The 16,592-nt window shown below is 36.0% G+C and carries 16 protein-coding genes; 1 reads left to right on the top strand and 15 read right to left on the bottom strand.

The window, feature by feature from the left end:
• Genes CYJ72_RS07100 through CYJ72_RS07085 form a run of 4 tightly spaced genes read right to left on the bottom strand, consistent with a single transcriptional unit; the run spans position 1 to position 3,334 of the window.
• Complete coding sequence (locus CYJ72_RS07100) at positions 1-705, bottom strand: ABC transporter ATP-binding protein (protein ID WP_066124416.1); 705 nt, start codon at positions 703-705, stop codon at positions 1-3.
• Positions 705-1,481: an ABC transporter ATP-binding protein gene (locus CYJ72_RS07095; protein WP_066124418.1), complete on the bottom strand. Its 777-nt coding sequence runs from the start codon at positions 1,479-1,481 to the stop codon at positions 705-707. Before CYJ72_RS07095 ends, CYJ72_RS07100 begins: the two co-directional genes overlap by 1 nt.
• Positions 1,478-2,446, bottom strand: a complete 969-nt coding sequence (locus CYJ72_RS07090; protein WP_066124419.1) for a branched-chain amino acid ABC transporter permease — start codon at positions 2,444-2,446, stop codon at positions 1,478-1,480. Before CYJ72_RS07090 ends, CYJ72_RS07095 begins: the two co-directional genes overlap by 4 nt.
• Before the next feature lie 9 nt (positions 2,447-2,455).
• A complete protein-coding gene (locus CYJ72_RS07085; protein ID WP_066124421.1) occupies positions 2,456-3,334 on the bottom strand; it encodes a branched-chain amino acid ABC transporter permease in 879 nt (292 codons plus the stop codon).
• Positions 3,335-3,528: 194 nt separating this feature from the next.
• Between CYJ72_RS07085 and CYJ72_RS07080 the strand changes: the two genes are divergently transcribed.
• Positions 3,529-4,155: a hypothetical protein gene (locus CYJ72_RS07080; protein ID WP_101813084.1), complete on the top strand. Its 627-nt coding sequence runs from the start codon at positions 3,529-3,531 to the stop codon at positions 4,153-4,155.
• An 81-nt stretch (positions 4,156-4,236) separates the two neighbouring features.
• Here CYJ72_RS07080 and CYJ72_RS07075 read toward each other — a convergent pair whose 3' ends face one another.
• The 11 genes from CYJ72_RS07075 to CYJ72_RS07025 all read right to left on the bottom strand — a co-directional run bounded on the left by CYJ72_RS07075 (position 4,237) and on the right by CYJ72_RS07025 (position 16,498).
• A complete protein-coding gene (locus CYJ72_RS07075; protein ID WP_284628890.1) occupies positions 4,237-5,520 on the bottom strand; it encodes a uracil-xanthine permease family protein in 1,284 nt (427 codons plus the stop codon).
• 184 nt (positions 5,521-5,704) lie between these two features.
• Entirely contained in the window at positions 5,705-5,980 is a 276-nt protein-coding gene (locus CYJ72_RS07070; protein WP_066126697.1) for a chorismate mutase, read from the bottom strand.
• Positions 5,981-5,993: 13 nt separating this feature from the next.
• Positions 5,994-7,451: an SLC13 family permease gene (locus CYJ72_RS07065; protein ID WP_066126699.1), complete on the bottom strand. Its 1,458-nt coding sequence runs from the start codon at positions 7,449-7,451 to the stop codon at positions 5,994-5,996.
• A 14-nt stretch (positions 7,452-7,465) separates the two neighbouring features.
• A complete protein-coding gene (locus CYJ72_RS07060) occupies positions 7,466-8,266 on the bottom strand; it encodes an ABC transporter ATP-binding protein (protein WP_066126701.1) in 801 nt (266 codons plus the stop codon).
• The gene (locus CYJ72_RS07055) at positions 8,263-9,177 is read right to left on the bottom strand and encodes an ABC transporter permease (RefSeq protein ID WP_245631302.1); all 915 of its coding nucleotides are present in this window, start codon (positions 9,175-9,177) and stop codon (positions 8,263-8,265) included. Before CYJ72_RS07055 ends, CYJ72_RS07060 begins: the two co-directional genes overlap by 4 nt.
• A 267-nt stretch (positions 9,178-9,444) precedes the next feature.
• The gene (locus CYJ72_RS07050; RefSeq protein ID WP_284628882.1) at positions 9,445-10,404 is read right to left on the bottom strand and encodes an ABC transporter substrate-binding protein; all 960 of its coding nucleotides are present in this window, start codon (positions 10,402-10,404) and stop codon (positions 9,445-9,447) included.
• 7 nt (positions 10,405-10,411) lie between these two features.
• The gene (locus CYJ72_RS07045) at positions 10,412-11,374 is read right to left on the bottom strand and encodes an ABC transporter substrate-binding protein (protein WP_257876912.1); all 963 of its coding nucleotides are present in this window, start codon (positions 11,372-11,374) and stop codon (positions 10,412-10,414) included.
• A gap of 385 nt (positions 11,375-11,759) precedes the next feature.
• The gene (locus tag CYJ72_RS07040) at positions 11,760-12,737 is read right to left on the bottom strand and encodes an IS30 family transposase (RefSeq protein WP_284628878.1); all 978 of its coding nucleotides are present in this window, start codon (positions 12,735-12,737) and stop codon (positions 11,760-11,762) included.
• A gap of 328 nt (positions 12,738-13,065) precedes the next feature.
• Positions 13,066-13,773: a SanA/YdcF family protein gene (locus CYJ72_RS07035; protein WP_101813087.1), complete on the bottom strand. Its 708-nt coding sequence runs from the start codon at positions 13,771-13,773 to the stop codon at positions 13,066-13,068.
• Between the two features lie 552 nt (positions 13,774-14,325).
• Positions 14,326-14,769 (bottom strand): MarR family winged helix-turn-helix transcriptional regulator, encoded by a 444-nt coding sequence (locus tag CYJ72_RS07030; protein ID WP_066125436.1) that lies wholly within the window; start codon positions 14,767-14,769, stop codon positions 14,326-14,328.
• Between the two features lie 337 nt (positions 14,770-15,106).
• Entirely contained in the window at positions 15,107-16,498 is a 1,392-nt protein-coding gene (locus CYJ72_RS07025; RefSeq protein WP_284628873.1) for an ISLre2 family transposase, read from the bottom strand.
• Positions 16,499-16,592: the final 94 nt, after the last annotated feature.

The raw sequence follows: 16,592 nt of genomic DNA, 5'->3' as shown, positions 1-16,592 counted from the left end.
TCAACCTCCTAAATAGGCTTTTTGAACTTCATCACTTGCTAATAACTCTTGGCCTGCTCCACTTGAAACAATTTTTCCAGTCTCTAAAACATATCCCCGGTCGGCAATGGAAAGAGCCATTTTGGCATTTTGTTCGATTAATAAAATGGTCGTGCCTTTTTTATTAATTTCCGTGATTATATTGAATATTTCTCGGATAAAAATTGGAGCTAGACCCATTGATGGTTCATCTAATAATAATAATTTTGGTTTTGACATCAACGCTCTTCCCATTGCTAACATTTGTTGCTCACCACCTGATAAGGTCGCAGCGTCTTGATTAATTCTCTCTTTAAGAACAGGGAATCGCTCAAAAACCTCTTCTACTTCCTGCGCTAAGTTTTCTTTATCCTTTCTTAGAAAAGCCCCCATTTCTAAATTTTCTTTAACAGTCATTCCTTTAAATACATGACGACCTTCTGGCACATGTATTAGGCCATTTTTTACAATATTTTGTGGACTCATTTTAAGCAAGTCATTATTGTTAAAAACCATTGAACCCGAAGCGGGTTTTACCAATCCAGAGATTGTTCTCAATATAGTCGACTTTCCAGCACCATTTGCTCCGATTAAGGTGACGATTTCGCCTTCTTTAACTTCAAATGAAACTTGTCTTACCGCTTTAATCATACCATAATTGACAACTAAATCATTTACAACAAGCATTATTCGTCACCTCCTAAATAAGCTCTGATAACATCAGGGTTTTGTTTAATTTCCTCAGGAGTACCATGAGCGATTAAACGTCCATACTCCAATACATATATTCTTTGACAGATTTTCATTACTAATGACATATCATGTTCAATTAAAACAATCGTCAAATCAAATTGCTCTCTAATTTGTGCAATTAACTCGGTCAATTCTGCTGTTTCATTAGGATTCATTCCAGCCGCGGGTTCATCTAAAAATAAAATTTTAGGTTTAGTCGCCAACGCTCTAACAATTTCTAATCGGCGCTGTTGTCCATAAGCGAGATTTTTTGCTTTTTCATTTGCTAACTGATCTAAATTGAAAATCTTCAATAGTTTCATTGCTTCGGCTCTTAAGTTTTCTTCTGTTTGGTAGAATTGATTGGTTCTAAAAATCGTTGAAAATAGCGAATTGCCTTGTTCACGATTCATGGCGACCATGACATTTTCAATTACAGGTTGATCTTTGAATAAACGAATATTTTGAAATGTTCTAGCTAAACCATAACTGCTTATTTTATCCGGCTTTAGTCCATTTAATATTTTCTCCCCTTGATGGGTATGCATTTTCACTTCGCCTTCACTTGGAACATAAACGCCAGTTAACAAATTAAAAAACGTCGTTTTACCTGCCCCATTAGGTCCAATAAGTCCCACTAATTCATTTTTTTCTAAATGCATCGATACATTGGAGACTGCTGCTAAACCACCAAAATTTTTAGTCAACTGATTTACTTCTAATAAACTCATTTAGCTACCTCCTTACGACGATTAAACAAATTAGCAACTATTTGACCGATTCTTAATTCTGAGGTCCCTAACAAACCACCAGGTCTAAAAATCATGATTAAAATAACCGAAAATCCATAAATGATCATTCTTAATTGGCCAAAATCTTGTAAAAATACATTTAATACTCCTAAAATAATGGCGGCTACAAAGGTACCGGTAAAACTACCTATTCCACCAAACACCACAATAATTAAAATATCAATTGATTTAGCAAAAGTATAATCACTCGGTGTCACAATACCAATATAATTCGCTTGTAATGCTCCTGCGATACTGGCAGTGATTGCCCCTATGACAAATGCTAGTACTTTATATTTTGTAACATCAACCCCCATTGCTTCAGCGGCAATTTCATCTTGTTGTATAGCCATTGTCGCACGCCCAGCACTACTATAGACATAATTAAGAATAAATATAGTCGTGATAACTAAAAAGAAATAAACTAATTGCCATGTTGTAACGAGAGGGATTCCACTAATTCCTGCCGGGCCATTGGTTAAATCTCTCATATTATTAATGACTACCCGAACAATTTCTGCAACACCCAAAGTCGCAATAGCTAAATAATCACCTTTTAATCTTAATGTCGGAATACCTACTATTAAAGCTAGTAAAATAGATAAAACAACACCAATCCCCATTCCTACAAACATGCCGATTAAACTATTTTCGAATGATTTACTAATGATGGCACTGGAGTAGCCACCGATTGCGATAAAAGCAGCATGTCCTAAAGAAAATTGCCCTGCAATTCCTAAGACCAAATTCAGTCCGACAGCATAAATAATATTCAACATAATAGTAACCAGAGTAATTTGATAAAAACGATTAATAATGCCTCTATTGACTAAAAATAACAATAATACAAATCCTAAAATTGCGGTCAGTAACCATATGATATTTTTTAAATGTAATCTTTCCATCTTGACCACCTAAACTTTCTCTCTCACATTTTTAACGAATAATCCGGAAGGTAATACTAATAATATAACAATTAACAATCCATAAACAGCCGCATCACGATAGGTCGACCATCCTAAGAAAGTTACAATTGTTTCTAATAAGCCAATCAAATACCCACCAACCATCGCACCTGGAATACTACCGATTCCACCTACCACCGCTGCTACGAAAGCTTTCAATCCATACGTAATCCCCATCGTCGGGATAATTGAGTTATAATAAACACCAACTAATACACCCGCAATTCCTGCTAAACCGGACCCGAGAGCAAACGTAAAAGAAATCACCCGATCGACATTGATGCCCATTAATTGAGCCGCTTCTGCATCAACCGCTACCGCACGCATTGCTTTTCCCATCTTGGTATATTTCACAATGATTTGTAATAAAACCATAAAAATAACGGTTGTGATAAAAACAAGTATTTGCTTAGAATTAATTACCAATCCGAACACTCTATAAATTTGGTTCGTAACGGTACTTGGAAAGGCCTTAACTTCAGGTCCCACGAAATAAATCATTGAATTTTGCAGTAAATAAGATACACCAATTGCAGTAATGAGGGCTGCCACACGTGTTGAATTTCTTAGCGGTTTATATGCAATCCGTTCAATCACCACTCCTAAAATGGCACAAAAGAACATGGCGACAATCATCGCTAAGTAAACATTCATATGTAAAACACTGACCAAATAATATCCAAAGAAAGCTCCCACCATATAGATATCGCCGTGAGCGAAGTTTATTAATTTAATGGTTCCATAAACCATGGTATAACCTAAGGCGACCAACGCGTAAATACTCCCCAGGGCAATTCCGTTTATGAGTTGTTGCATAAATAATTGCATAATCATTAACCCCTTCTTACTATAATTTAATTTGTAGTTGGAGTATACCTTAAAACGGCAATTAATTCAATCGAATTATGAGAAACTTTATCATTTTTAAGAAATAAATCCTTTTCATTTCATTAATTCTTGACTAGACTTCCTTTGTTAAATTTATTACAATAAAGTAAACGTTTTCTTAAGGAGGTTAGAGAATGTCGCATCATATCGTTAATTGTGCTGTCACTATTAGTACTCATCCTTTGTTGCAAGGGACACAATCCAAAATAGGGATTCCAACACATCTACTACTAAAACAAACCTTAGAGGTTTACGCTAAAATTATTGAGCGAGAATTACCAGACCCATCCCACTCAATACCTGTTGATTTTTTAAGCGATTCTATTTTTAAAATCGTCACTGCTTATCAACAAAATCTCATTATCGAAAGCCAATCATATTTTAACGAGTTATTATCTTTTCTAAATCATAATTTCCCTGTAAATTTTCATAAACTCTCTCACCACTACTCTTTTCATCAACAAACGAGACTAGAACAACTGAAAAGTAATGAATTATTAGTAATCCATGAAGATGAGCCTGAATATATTATCCATCAATCATTACTCAATCTCATTGCTTGGTTTCCTTTAACATTAGCCGCTACCTTAAATTTTAAGGTAGAAGGAGTTAATAAAACCATCCCTATTATCAAATCACTTTTAATTGATTGGCTACAAAAACAAGATCGTTTAAAACTCTATAATCTTCAAAGCCTCGAACAGCTTTGTTTACCACTCGACCCTATTGCGGCAGCGCTTATTTTAATGCGGCAGTGCTGAATCATACAAAATACTAAAATAGACATTTTCTACCGTGCTAACTTAAGATAGCGACAAATAGAAAATGTCTATTGTTCTTTATTAATCTTCTGCTGGTAAGACTAGATTTAAAATAACTCCGACAATAGCACTTAAAGCGGTCCCTGATATAGTTAAAGCTGATCCTAATTCTAAAACAGCCCCACCTAAACCAATGACTAACATCGCACTGGCAATAATAAGATTACGTGAGTGATTAAAATTCGTTCTTGCTTTTATCATGACTTTTAATCCATTACTTGCAATAACCCCATATAAAAGGATGGCCATTCCACCCAATACCGCATTAGGAATGGTTGAAATTAAGGCTGTAAATTTTCCAAAGAAACTTAAGATAATCGCAATTACGGCGGCATTTCGAATAACTGACACACTCGCTATTCTGGTCATACCAATAACGCCAGTATTTTCACCATAGGTTGTATTGGCTGGTCCACCGATTAAGGCTGACACAAAAGTTGCTGCCCCATCACCAATTAATGTTCGGTGTAATCCAGGTTTTTGAACAAAGTCATGATTAGTAATTTCGCCTAATACGATATGATCGCCGATATGTTCGGCAACTGTCACGATAGCAATCGGTAAAATTGCCAAAGCTTCTGGTCCAAAATAAAAATTATATTGTTTTAGACTCGAAAAAGAAGTCGCGAACGGTAAACTCAAGTCAGGAATAGCTAGCCATTTGGCATTAACCACTGGAGTAAAATCTACTAATCCAAAAACAATCGCAAAAAGGTACCCTACTATAATGGCAATTAAGAAAGGTACGACTTTAATAAAACCTTTGCCTTTGATAGTAATAAGAACTGATACGCCGAATGTAATCAAAGCAACCACAATATTGCGCCAATCACCATCTTTAACAAACCCTGCATTGGTTACGGCTGAATTCGCTAATCCCAATCCAATTACCATAATCATTGGACCAATTACGACTGGTGGAAGAATTCGATTAACCCATTCGCTACCAATTTTTTTAATTAATACAGCTGTTAAAACATAGACAATCCCTACCAACATAATCCCTGTTTGAGCTGCATCTATTTCACCACCCATTGCTTCCTTTGCTATCGCCATGGCTGATATGTAAGCAAATGATGAGCCAAGATAAACCGGAACTTGCGCTTTAGTTGCAAAGATATAAATCAGCGTCCCGATACCACTAGCAAATAAAGCGGTAGAAACTGACATCCCCAGTATTAAAGGCACCAAAATTGTTGCGCCAAACATTGCAAATACATGTTGAAAACTAAGCAACACTCCAGGTAAAAAGGCCGGCTTTTCATTAACGTCTAATAATAATGGTTTGTTTGTTGATGTCTCCATCTTTCCCTCTTTTCCGCTATTTTCGTAAAAATGCATACAAAAATAGCCCTTATTTTTGGCTTAAGGGCTTATACGATCTAATATCGCTAACTAACATGTAGCCTTAGTATACTCTCGGTACACCTTAAAGTCCTTAAATCTCCAATAGTGTATCATATATTAAAAGGCTTGACTAGTCCAATTATTAATTTAATTTATTTTGACGGATTTTTGCCTGATAATTTCTGGATATACTCATTAACTCGGTAAAGAATTCGTGTGTTTCACTTGCGAGTTCAGGATTTTCTAATCGACTAACTGCTGTTTCAATCACTTTTGATTCTCTACTTGAATCAAGTATATCCATATTCAATCCTATTTTTATCTCAATGACTTCTTCGACCACTTTCATGCGTTCTTCAAATAATTTAACGAGTTGGCGATCAATTCGATCAATTTTAGCACGCTGTTGCTCTAACATTCAATCCCTACTTTCATAATATTTCACTGCCTATTGGGTATCCTACTAACATACAGCTTAAAATCGTCACCACTAGTATCCAAAAACCAAAAATTAATGCTTGGCGGCTTGTCAGCCATCTTTCACCAATTGCAATGGCCACATAAGGCATCGCTGGTGGGGTCATCATCGCCATCGATGACATAAATCCAATAAATACCGCAATTAAAGCTGAATTAGCGCTAAAATCCATGGAATTAGCCAATGCAATGGCCACTGCCGATACAACCGATACGGTAACCAAATTGGAACTTAGGTTTGTTTGTAACCCCGCCCAAATAACAAAAATTAATACTACTACAAATCCTGATAAATTAGTAAAGATAGGAGATATCCCATTGTTTAAGAGTGCTACAATCCCAACATTCTCATTAGCTAGCATACTCCCCAACGCTAAAGTGGCTGCCACCAATAGTAAACTTGGCCAATAAACGCCCTCTTTCATAGCCTTGTTAATATCAAGTAACGGTTTACCTGAAACTCGTATCACTGCTAACATAATCACGCCCATTAAAGGCGGGAACACAATCCCTGCTTGTTTAAAAAAATCTGAGAGCCCAGGCAGAATCATCACAAATAATTCTGGTAACAACCACATCGCTACGACCATTGCAAAAATCGTCACAATCCATTTTTCTTCACGGGACATTTTAGGAATACTTTTTAGTGATTCAAGACGTTGACTTGTGACTTCTGCTAATTCTAATTTCCAAACATATTTTATAAAAATTAATAAAAAGATAAAAATAATGATGCCTGTCGGAATACCAATCATCATGTATTGAAAATAACTTATCGAAGCCTTAAAAGCCGCTTCATACAAACCAATGGCCGTTATCGCAAACACATGATTAATCGGTGTCATTGCAGTCCCTATGGCGATAGTGGTATATAATGTAAAAATCATAATCGCCGCATTGCGATTCCCTTTATCAAATCCGAACTGATGAGCCAATTCTTCAAAAATAGGATACGCAATCATAAACAAAATAGTCGGCGAAATAAAACTGCCTAAACATAACATAACACAATAAAAGGCAATTAATAGTTTCCAAGAGGAGGCTTGGGCCCATCGACTGTGAAGAGCCCATGCAGTCACTCGTTTAATAAAATAAGTTTGCTCCAAGGAATAGGTCAATAAAAAAGTAAATAATAAAAATGCAAAGGTTGCATTGCCAAATGAAAGTGGCAATACGCTATTGAATCCAATCTCTGGTATTAAAGCCATACCTAATAAGCATAAGAGACTTGGCCAATCAATAGCGATAAATAACCACATTAATAAACTACTAATAAAAATGCCCAACATTGAAAGTGTCAAAGGATTCATTCCTAATAAATTCCAACTGAAGTATTGATTACCCAAAATGGTTAAATAAATAATCAAACTAAACAATAGAATCAGTTTTTGCAATAAACTATTCTTTTTCATATATTTTGATTCTCCTAACTTAACAGCATTGCATCTGAAGTTACTGTTTCGCCACTATGTTGCTTAAATAAATCTAATAAATCAATCACGGTCATGTTTTTCTTTTCATGCTCTTTAACATCCAAAATGACTTTTCCATGATGTAACATAATCAATCGATTACCATATTTTATCGCATCCGCCATATTATGCGTAATCATTAAGGCTGTTAAATTCTGTTCGGCAATTATTTTATCGGTTAAGTTTAATACCATTTCACTCGTTTTAGGATCTAAAGCAGCCGTATGTTCATCTAACAATAATAATTCTGGTTCTCTTAAGGTGGCCATCAATAAGGTTAAGGCTTGTCTTTGACCACCTGATAAAAATTCGACATCTGTATTTAAGCGATTTTCCAAGCCTAAACCTAAAGATGATAATTTATTTTTTATAAATTCGCGTTCAGATCGTTTTACGCCCCATGATAAACCACGATTTAACCCTCTACGGTTTGCGAGTGCCATATTTTCTTGAATCGTTAAACGACGTGCCGTCCCCAATTTAGGGTCTTGAAACACATAGCCTATTTTATTAGCTCTTTGATGGTTTGATAAAGTAGTGATATCCGCCTCTCCAATCATAATCGTTCCTTGATCAGGAATATGATGACCCGCAATGGTATTAAGCAAAGTAGATTTGCCTGCTCCATTGCCTCCGATAACCGTTACGAAATCACCTTTATCTAAGGTTAAATCAATTCCTTTTAAAACATGGTTTTCATTCACGGTTCCCATCCCAAAAGTTTTGTGAATATTATTTAAAACTAATTGACTCATTTTGAACGACCTCCATTAGCAATACCTTTTTTCTGTAACTGATTTCTTTGAAACTCAGGTAGATATAACACAATTGTTAGTAAGATTGCTGAGAATAATCTTAAGTCTGTTGCGCGAATACTGATCAATTGCTGATTTAAAATGATGTCAATGATTAAGCGATACACAAAACTTCCTAAAATAAGCGAAATCATACGAATAGCAAGCGGTTTGTTAGGTAAGATGACTTCAGCCACAATAATAGAAGCCAAGCCAATGACAATCGTCCCGATTCCCATACCAATATCACTAAATCCATCTTTTTGAGCAACCAATGCTCCTGCTAACGCAATTAACCCATTACCTAGCATATAACCTAAAGTTTTCATTCTTTTAGTATTAATGCCATTGGCCGAACTCATCGTTTCATTATCCCCAGTGGCTCTTAAAGCTAAGCCAATCTCTGTATTTAGAAAGGTCACTAGTAAAATAATAATAACTGCCAAAATTAATAAAGTTACCACGGTTACACTAAAATTTTTACTCCATCCCGTCGCCTCTTGAACAATTGAATATAAGGTTGATTGACCCAATAAAGCTATATTAGGCCGGCCGGTCATCACATGTAAATTAATGGAATACAACGCGGTTAACAGTAAAATACCGGTCAATAGAGCAGGGATTTTTAATTTCGTATGAATCCACCCTGCAACCACTCCGGCTAAGCCGCCTCCAAAGAAAGCCGCAATGGTTGCAAAAATGGGGTGTACCCCACTGGTGATTAAGGTAGCACAAATAGCCGCACCAAGAGGAAAGCTTCCTTCCGCAGACAAATCAGCTATATCAAGCAAGCGAAAGGTAATATAAACGCCTAAAGCCATAACGGCCCAGACAACACCTTGTGTAAAACTCGATGTAATAATTTCCAACATTTCTTTTTTCCTTCTTTCACATAGTAAATCATTCATTTAATAACTTAAACACAAAAAACGAAGCTGTTTTTATTTTTGGTAGCTGTGCTATCTATAAAAAAGTTTTATATTCTATGTTTTATTGTAAATCATTTGTGGATTAAGTTTCAATATCGAATTGAGATTTTTCCTTTTATTTCATAATTCTCTCAACTTATGCACAACTTTTTCATAAAAAAGCTAGTTATACACAGGTTGTCCACAAGTTGAGAGTAAATTGTTCATAACTTATTTAATGGAATCTGGATCTACGCCAATCGCTTGTGCAAATTCCTCATTTACAATTAATTGTAACTTGTCAGCAGTCTCAATCGGCATATCAGCAGGTTTTAAATCTTCTGAAACTAACTTAATTAACATATTTGCTGTTTGAATGCCGTAATCTTCATAAGAATTAGATAAAGTTGCTAAACCATTTTTTTGCACCACAGAATCGGAAGAACCAATTGTTGGAATTCCGGCCTGTTTGGCTAAATCCCCCACTAATGAGATTGAACTATCAATGGTATTATCAGTGACCATAAACATCGCATCGACTTTTTCAACTAGTGAGCCCATGACTTGAGCAATATCGTTAGTGCTAGTCACTGTCCCTACTTCTACCTTAACACCTTTGGCTTCAAATTCTTCAGTTGCTTTGTCGGTTAACACTACCGAATTAATTTCACTCGAATTAAAAATCATCCCTACTGTTTTAACATCGGGAAAATTATTAAGTAATAAAGCCACTTGTTCAGCAATCGGTGCCATATCGGTTGTCCCCGTTACATTGCGTCCAGGCTTTTCCAAAGATTCGGCTAATCCTGCTTCAACAGGATCCGTAACCGCTGCTATAAAAATAGGTTTAGTTGACTCAACCGTAGCTAAAGCTTGAGCTGCAGGAGTCGCAATAGCAAATAACAAATCATTTTCTCTTGCTAATTTTTCACTCATTGATTGTAAATTTGCCATATCGCCACTTGCGTTTTGCACATTGATTTCTACTCTATCCGCTAATTCAGAGTTTTTTAAAGTTTCCTCAAACCCTTTTAATACCGCATCTAATGCTTCATGTTCAACTGTTTGTAAAACACCAATTTTTATTGTATCCTCGGCAGTTACTCGTTGTAAGGGTAACACGGTTATAAAACTTAATAAAACTAACACCACTAAACTAAATCGACTGAATTTATTGTTTGTTTTCATCATTATTCTCCTACTCTACTTTTAAATTTGTAATATCTATCCCTAATGCTTCCGCAACTTTTTCATTAATAATTAAATTATTTTCGCTCGCTGATTCTACTGGCATTTCTGAAATATTTAATTTTTCTTCTTGCTGTTTAACAACCATCGCTGCCGTTTGTTTACCTAAGTTATAATAATTTAATCCATATGTTACTAATCCATTTTCATTAATCATATCTTCTGATCCACCGACGATTGGTAGCTTGGCTTCGATAGCTAAGTCACCTACTAAGGTCATTGCACTCGCAACAGTATTATCTGTTACAGTGAATATTGCATCCACTTTACTTACTAAAGAACCCATCACCTGACTAATATCATTAGTAGAGGTCACCGTTGCTTCTTCAACCTTCAGCCCTACTTTTGTTAATTGTTCTTTTGCGTGTTCTGCTTCTGATAACGAATTTGCCTCACCTGAATTGTATAAGAGACCGATTGTTTTTGCCTCTGGAGCAACATTTTGTAATAATTTCACTTGCTCTTCAATTGGGGCAGCATCGATAGTACCTGTCACATTTTTACCTGGTTTTTCTAAACTTTCAACCAAACCAGCGCTGACTGGATCCGTCACAGCTGAGAAATACAGTGGTTTATCCCCGGCTACATTGGCTAAAGCTTGTGCTGCAGGTGTAGCAATGGCAAAAAGTACATCATTGTTATTTACTAATTTTTCACTCATAGATTGTAGATTAGCATTGTCAGCAGCCGCATTTAAAAAATCAATTTCAAGGTTTTTGCCCTCTTCATAACCAGCTTCTTTTAATCCATCGATGAACCCTTGATACGTTGCATTTAGAGATTCATGTTCAACATACTGTAAAACACCAACCTTTAAAGTTTCTTCTGCAAGAACAGGTGAAACATACCCTAGTACCAAAGCTATGATTCCTAATAACTTCATTAACTGCACATAATAATAACCTTTTTTCATTTTATTTCCTCCTAAAAATTAAAAGACCTGTTTAGCTAATCTAAACAGGTCTTTTAAGAATCCCTACCAAAACAAAGATGCTTGGATGCTCTCTTATTACGTCCCGCTTAGATTTTTACAACATCTATGCGGGCATCAAAATTTTTCAGCTCCCATAGATACAAACTTTCGTTTCCGGTTTGTACCCATAGTAGATACAAACACTATCTAAAGTAGCTGTAAAAATATGATGCAGTTTGTAATAAGTGCGTATTCATCGTTAACATCACCTTTCTTTTGATTTCTTATTCATAGTTTATTAGATAGAATGATAAAAGTCAATAGTTTTTAACATAAATCTCATTTTATTTTAATTTTGTATCATAAGGCAAATTTCAAGTTTAAATTAGCCAGCGTTCATCATCTCAAATGGTGATTTGTAGTTGAACATTCTTTTCGGATAATGATTAATCCAGTTTTCGATTTTCTTTACTTCTAATTCCGTTACATCTGTTGTTCCTTTAGGTAAAAACCGCCTTATTAGTCGATTGTGGTTTTCGTTTGTTCCCCGTTCATAGGAACAATAAGGATGGGCATAATAAATATGCTCATAAGGAAAGACTTCATGCAGTCTAAAAAATTCAACACCATTATCCGCAGTAATTGATTTAATCGCATACTCATTGAGTATATCTAATAAAGCATTATTGACGGATGCCGCCTGTTTATTTGGAATCAGTCGAATAATTTGATGGCGTGTGCGACGATCGGTTAATACGAGTAAACATTTATTGGTCTTGCGCGTTAGAATCACGGTATCAATTTCATAATGACCGTACTCACCACGCTGATTAATGACTTCCGGACGCATTTCTATAGATTGACCTTTCACTCTAAATTGCGAGCTAGTATTCTTACGTTTTTTCTTTGATTTACGCGGATAAAGTAAGTCATTCGATGTTAAGCCTAAATGTCCGTTATGAATCCAATAGTAAATCGTTGAAACAGGAACGTTGACAAGATTAGAATGAACGATCATTTCTGGTGAATATTTCATTTCGGTCAGAAAATGAACGAGTGTTTCTTTGGTTTCGTTATCAAGTGACACTTTACGGCCACACTTATCGCGCTGATTTAAATACTGAGAATGGGCATACTCAGCAGAATAAATCTTTTTGAAGCGACCTTTTCTCACTTGTTGCAGCACAAACCCTCTTTTGATTTCATTATGAATCGTTTGAGGGGCTTTATCTAGAAGACGGGCAATTTCACGATTAGACTTACCACTACGGTGCCAACGCTCAATATTATGACGATCGTCCAAGGTTAAATGTTTATTTCGGGTCTTGCTTTCTGCTGAAAATGAATTATAATGATGATACATCTTAAAACGTCCTTTATTTTGGTTTGGTTACTACAATAATAACGTTTTGAGATGTTTTTTTCTATACTTTTTTCTATACCGTAGCACTTGACTGAATCGTCGAATCGGGTGCGGGGTCACTCCCCGACCTTCCGCACTACGCTTAAATTTTCGGTCGAGTCATTTAGCTTACCCGATTCTCCCATTAAGTCAAGTGCTACTGTTGTATTGAAAGCCATAAAACAGTTCCCCTCCCAACCGCAACTAGCAGCTTTATTTTCAATCATAAAAAATAGGGAGGATTCACAATTTAAGTGGCTAATTTAATTTTAGAACTTTCAATTTTGTATCATAAGAGCTCTTTTTCATTCGTTAAATCACCTGAATCTTTTAAATTAAACCCATAATTTAATTCGGGTTGCGGTAATTCATATTTAAAATAGACGACGAAGAAATCTTTAACTCTAGCTAATAATTCTCGTGTTTCTCTTTCGAATCGTGTTGAACTTGCTTCATCAGCTGGTATACCAATCGCTTGCATACCAAATCCTTCTGCTAATAATAACGCTCTGGACAAATGATACCCTTGAGTAATAATGATAACTTTTTCTTGATTTAAAACATGCTTTAATCGATATAAACTGTCATAAGTAGAATAGCCTGCATGATCTAAATAGACTTTTTCACTCTTGACCCCTTTACTAACTACATACTTTTTCATTACGGCAACCTCGTTATAGTACATATCCATATGATCACCACTCATAATAATCGGATTATTCGGAAATGCCTGATGAAACGCCACTGCTTTATCTAACCTTAACTTTAAAATAGTGCTAGGAGTGTCTGCATCAATAATCCCAGCCCCTAATACTAATACCGGAACAGATTCATCTTGCATCAACGGTTCTTGTTGAAGTGTATCAATTTCTTGAAAATTCGTCATTCCCTTTGTAATGACCCATCCATTAATCAATATAATGCCTAATCCAACTGCTATCATTCCATATAAAATCAATTTAATAATCCCCTTGATTAATTTCCATACTGTCTTCATATTTTTCCCCTTATTATTAAAAACGAACCTTTCCAAACAATAGTAAGAGTGGGTAACAAACGAAAATATAAATCCCGTTCTCGCTACCCACTCCCTTTTTGATTAAGGCCATTTCAATAGGCATAATTTTATTCAATCATTAAGTTTGATTAAACCAAAGTTTTTTTACCATTGCTAACATCATTGGGGGTAGACCAGAAGTAGAAAAGTGATTGGTTTTCGCTTCGTCTGTCCACCCCCGCAAAGTTGAGTAGACCTCAAACAAGTCATTAAGACGCAGGTTGAGGCCACTCAACCACTGCGCTTTTTATTATCTAGCAATCCTTGATTGAATTTATCATATTTATACCCAATCTCGTTAAGACGCAGGTTGAGGCCACTCAACCACTGCGCTTTTAATTATCGATCGCTTACTTGATTGATTTTATCAAGTTTATGCCAAATCTCATTAAGACTCCGCTTGAGACCACTTTAACCACTGCGCTTTTAATTAACGAACAATCACTTGATTAAATTTATCAAGTTGAGGTCCCGTCTTATCTTATGATGAATTTAGCTCTCACTTGATTTCCCTAAACCTTCAATCAATTCATGACTTATCGCAATAAACTGCTCTAACTGTTCTTCTTTAACGTTTTTAAAGCCTGCTTCAATTTGTTTATTAAATCTTGCATTCGTCACCTCATAGATTTTACGCCCTTCATCAGAGATTTTAATAATTCCATTGCGGCGGTCTTCCTCTAAGGTTTCTCTAAACAACCATCCTTTTGCTAATAAATGTTTAATTGTACGTGAAACGGCTGCGTTAGAAATATTCAGCTCCGTTGCTACTTCAGAAATGGTTTGTTTTTCGTCTTTTTCTTCCAATTCCACTACATAATCTAATAATACAAATTCACTACGAGACATTTCACAACTACTATCAAAAAATTTTCTTCTTATTCGGCTAATATCTAAATTTAGTTTAAATGCCTCTTTAATTAATTCTGCTTTCATGTAATACCTCCAGAATTCCCTCGTCCTTAATAATAAGTTAAAAGTAGGTAAATTTCAAGTAAACTCATATATTCGATAGTGTCAAATTATTGTTGGTTTTCCTCTACCATACTTTTTACTAATTCTCTGAACCCAGTTTCATGGATTCCGTATTTTAATCGATATCCTTGATAGCCAGCCTCTAGCGGCATAATGGGTTCTGGAAGTCTTTAGGGAGGCATTCCCTATAGCCAATCCAGTCTCGCTAGACGCCAGTACCATGCCGTTGCTCGCTATCAAGCATTCACTTCATCGCCTTTAGCTATCATTATGAAGACTGGCTTCAATCTACTATATTTCAATAACCAGCGATTGTCCCAAAAGCCTGGCGACTTCGTGTGTTATTGGAATAGTGTAAGATGGCTACTTTACCATTCCAATCATACTGACGGGCGTATTTCCGTCCCACACGGCCATCTAATTTCTCTACTCTTCTTTTTCTTTCTTTTGTTTTAATTTGATTTGTTACCCAAGTTTTTAAATCGCCACCATTTAAGTCATAAGCACGGGCTTTAGCGATGTTTTCTGCTCCTGTTGTACTCCATCCTAGCGGTCGCGAACTTAAACGAGCACTTAACCAATGGCTGACGTGACCTTCGGCACTACAACCGATATATTGAGAGTCCCTTTGTCTTTGAATAGAATCCCAATTTCCTATCAGATAGCGACGGACCTTTTGAAGCGTTTGTTTCGAAGAGTCGGGTAGCGACGGATCGCTGAGTCGCACTTGGAAGTAGTCCTGTAAATAGCCTTTTTCACCTGTATAAAGCCAACGATGTAAAGTGGCGTATAAATGATCATTACTGATACCAACACATGCCTGACGAAGGTATTTAACCGTATGATAAGGGTCAAGAACAAAGCGTGTTTGAGTCGGTAGATAGTCCAACCCTTTCTTAATCCAGTGAGCCCCGTCTCCACTTAAATAAAGGGTCGGACAGGCTGCTAAATCATATTGTTGGTCGAGATAGTAATAAACATCTTCCCACAATTCCTCGCTATCTTCGTATAATCCTGTGAATCTGCGACTAATATTTAATTCTTTTCGGTCACTTGATTCTAAATTTTCTTTGTATCCTTCGTGAACATAAGCCAAGCGCATTTCCCGATTCTTCCCATCTTGATAAGCTACATGGTCTTCATCGGCTTCAATATAGAGACAGTCTACCTGACGTTTTGCTTCCACCGGCAATGCAACAGAATCCGGGCGATACTTATGCACAATATTCTTGACTGTCTGGCGACTATAAATCCCGATATGTTCGAAGCTATCAATGGCCTCTTGATAAGAATGCTTGCTAGCCTTCTCGTAAATGGATGCTTCTAGATTGACATCCATGCGCTGATGAGGTGTGAGCGATAAGAAATCATCCAATAAATAACAGAACTCACCCGTTTGTTTATCTTTGTAATAACGTCTTGAAAGTTTAATGTCACCAATCAGTGTGGAGATTGTTTTTTCATCATCGCAACGATGAACGCTATATCTTGCTTTTCTTCCAGGACTTTCAAAGATTGATTCCTCAATTGTTTTACAGAGATCTTCGGCTAAATCAACTGAGAGTTGACGCATCGTATCGCTAATAGTTTTGATGCATGTTGAAAAGTCTACTTCACCTTGAATCGCATTATTATATAAATCTGCCATCATTTCATTAATTTCTTGCATAATTTGTGTTATAATACTCATGGATAATCCTCTACCTTTCTGTGTATTTACCTACTTACAGTATAGCAGAGGATTATCTTTTTTGCTTTTAGATGACCAACAGTTATTTTACACT

It is taken from the genome of Globicatella sanguinis, assembly GCF_002847845.2.
Classification (GTDB): Bacteria; Bacillota; Bacilli; order Lactobacillales; family Aerococcaceae; genus Globicatella; species Globicatella sanguinis.
Note: the sequence above shows the minus strand (reverse complement) of the source record. Positions and strands in the feature narration are given on the sequence as shown.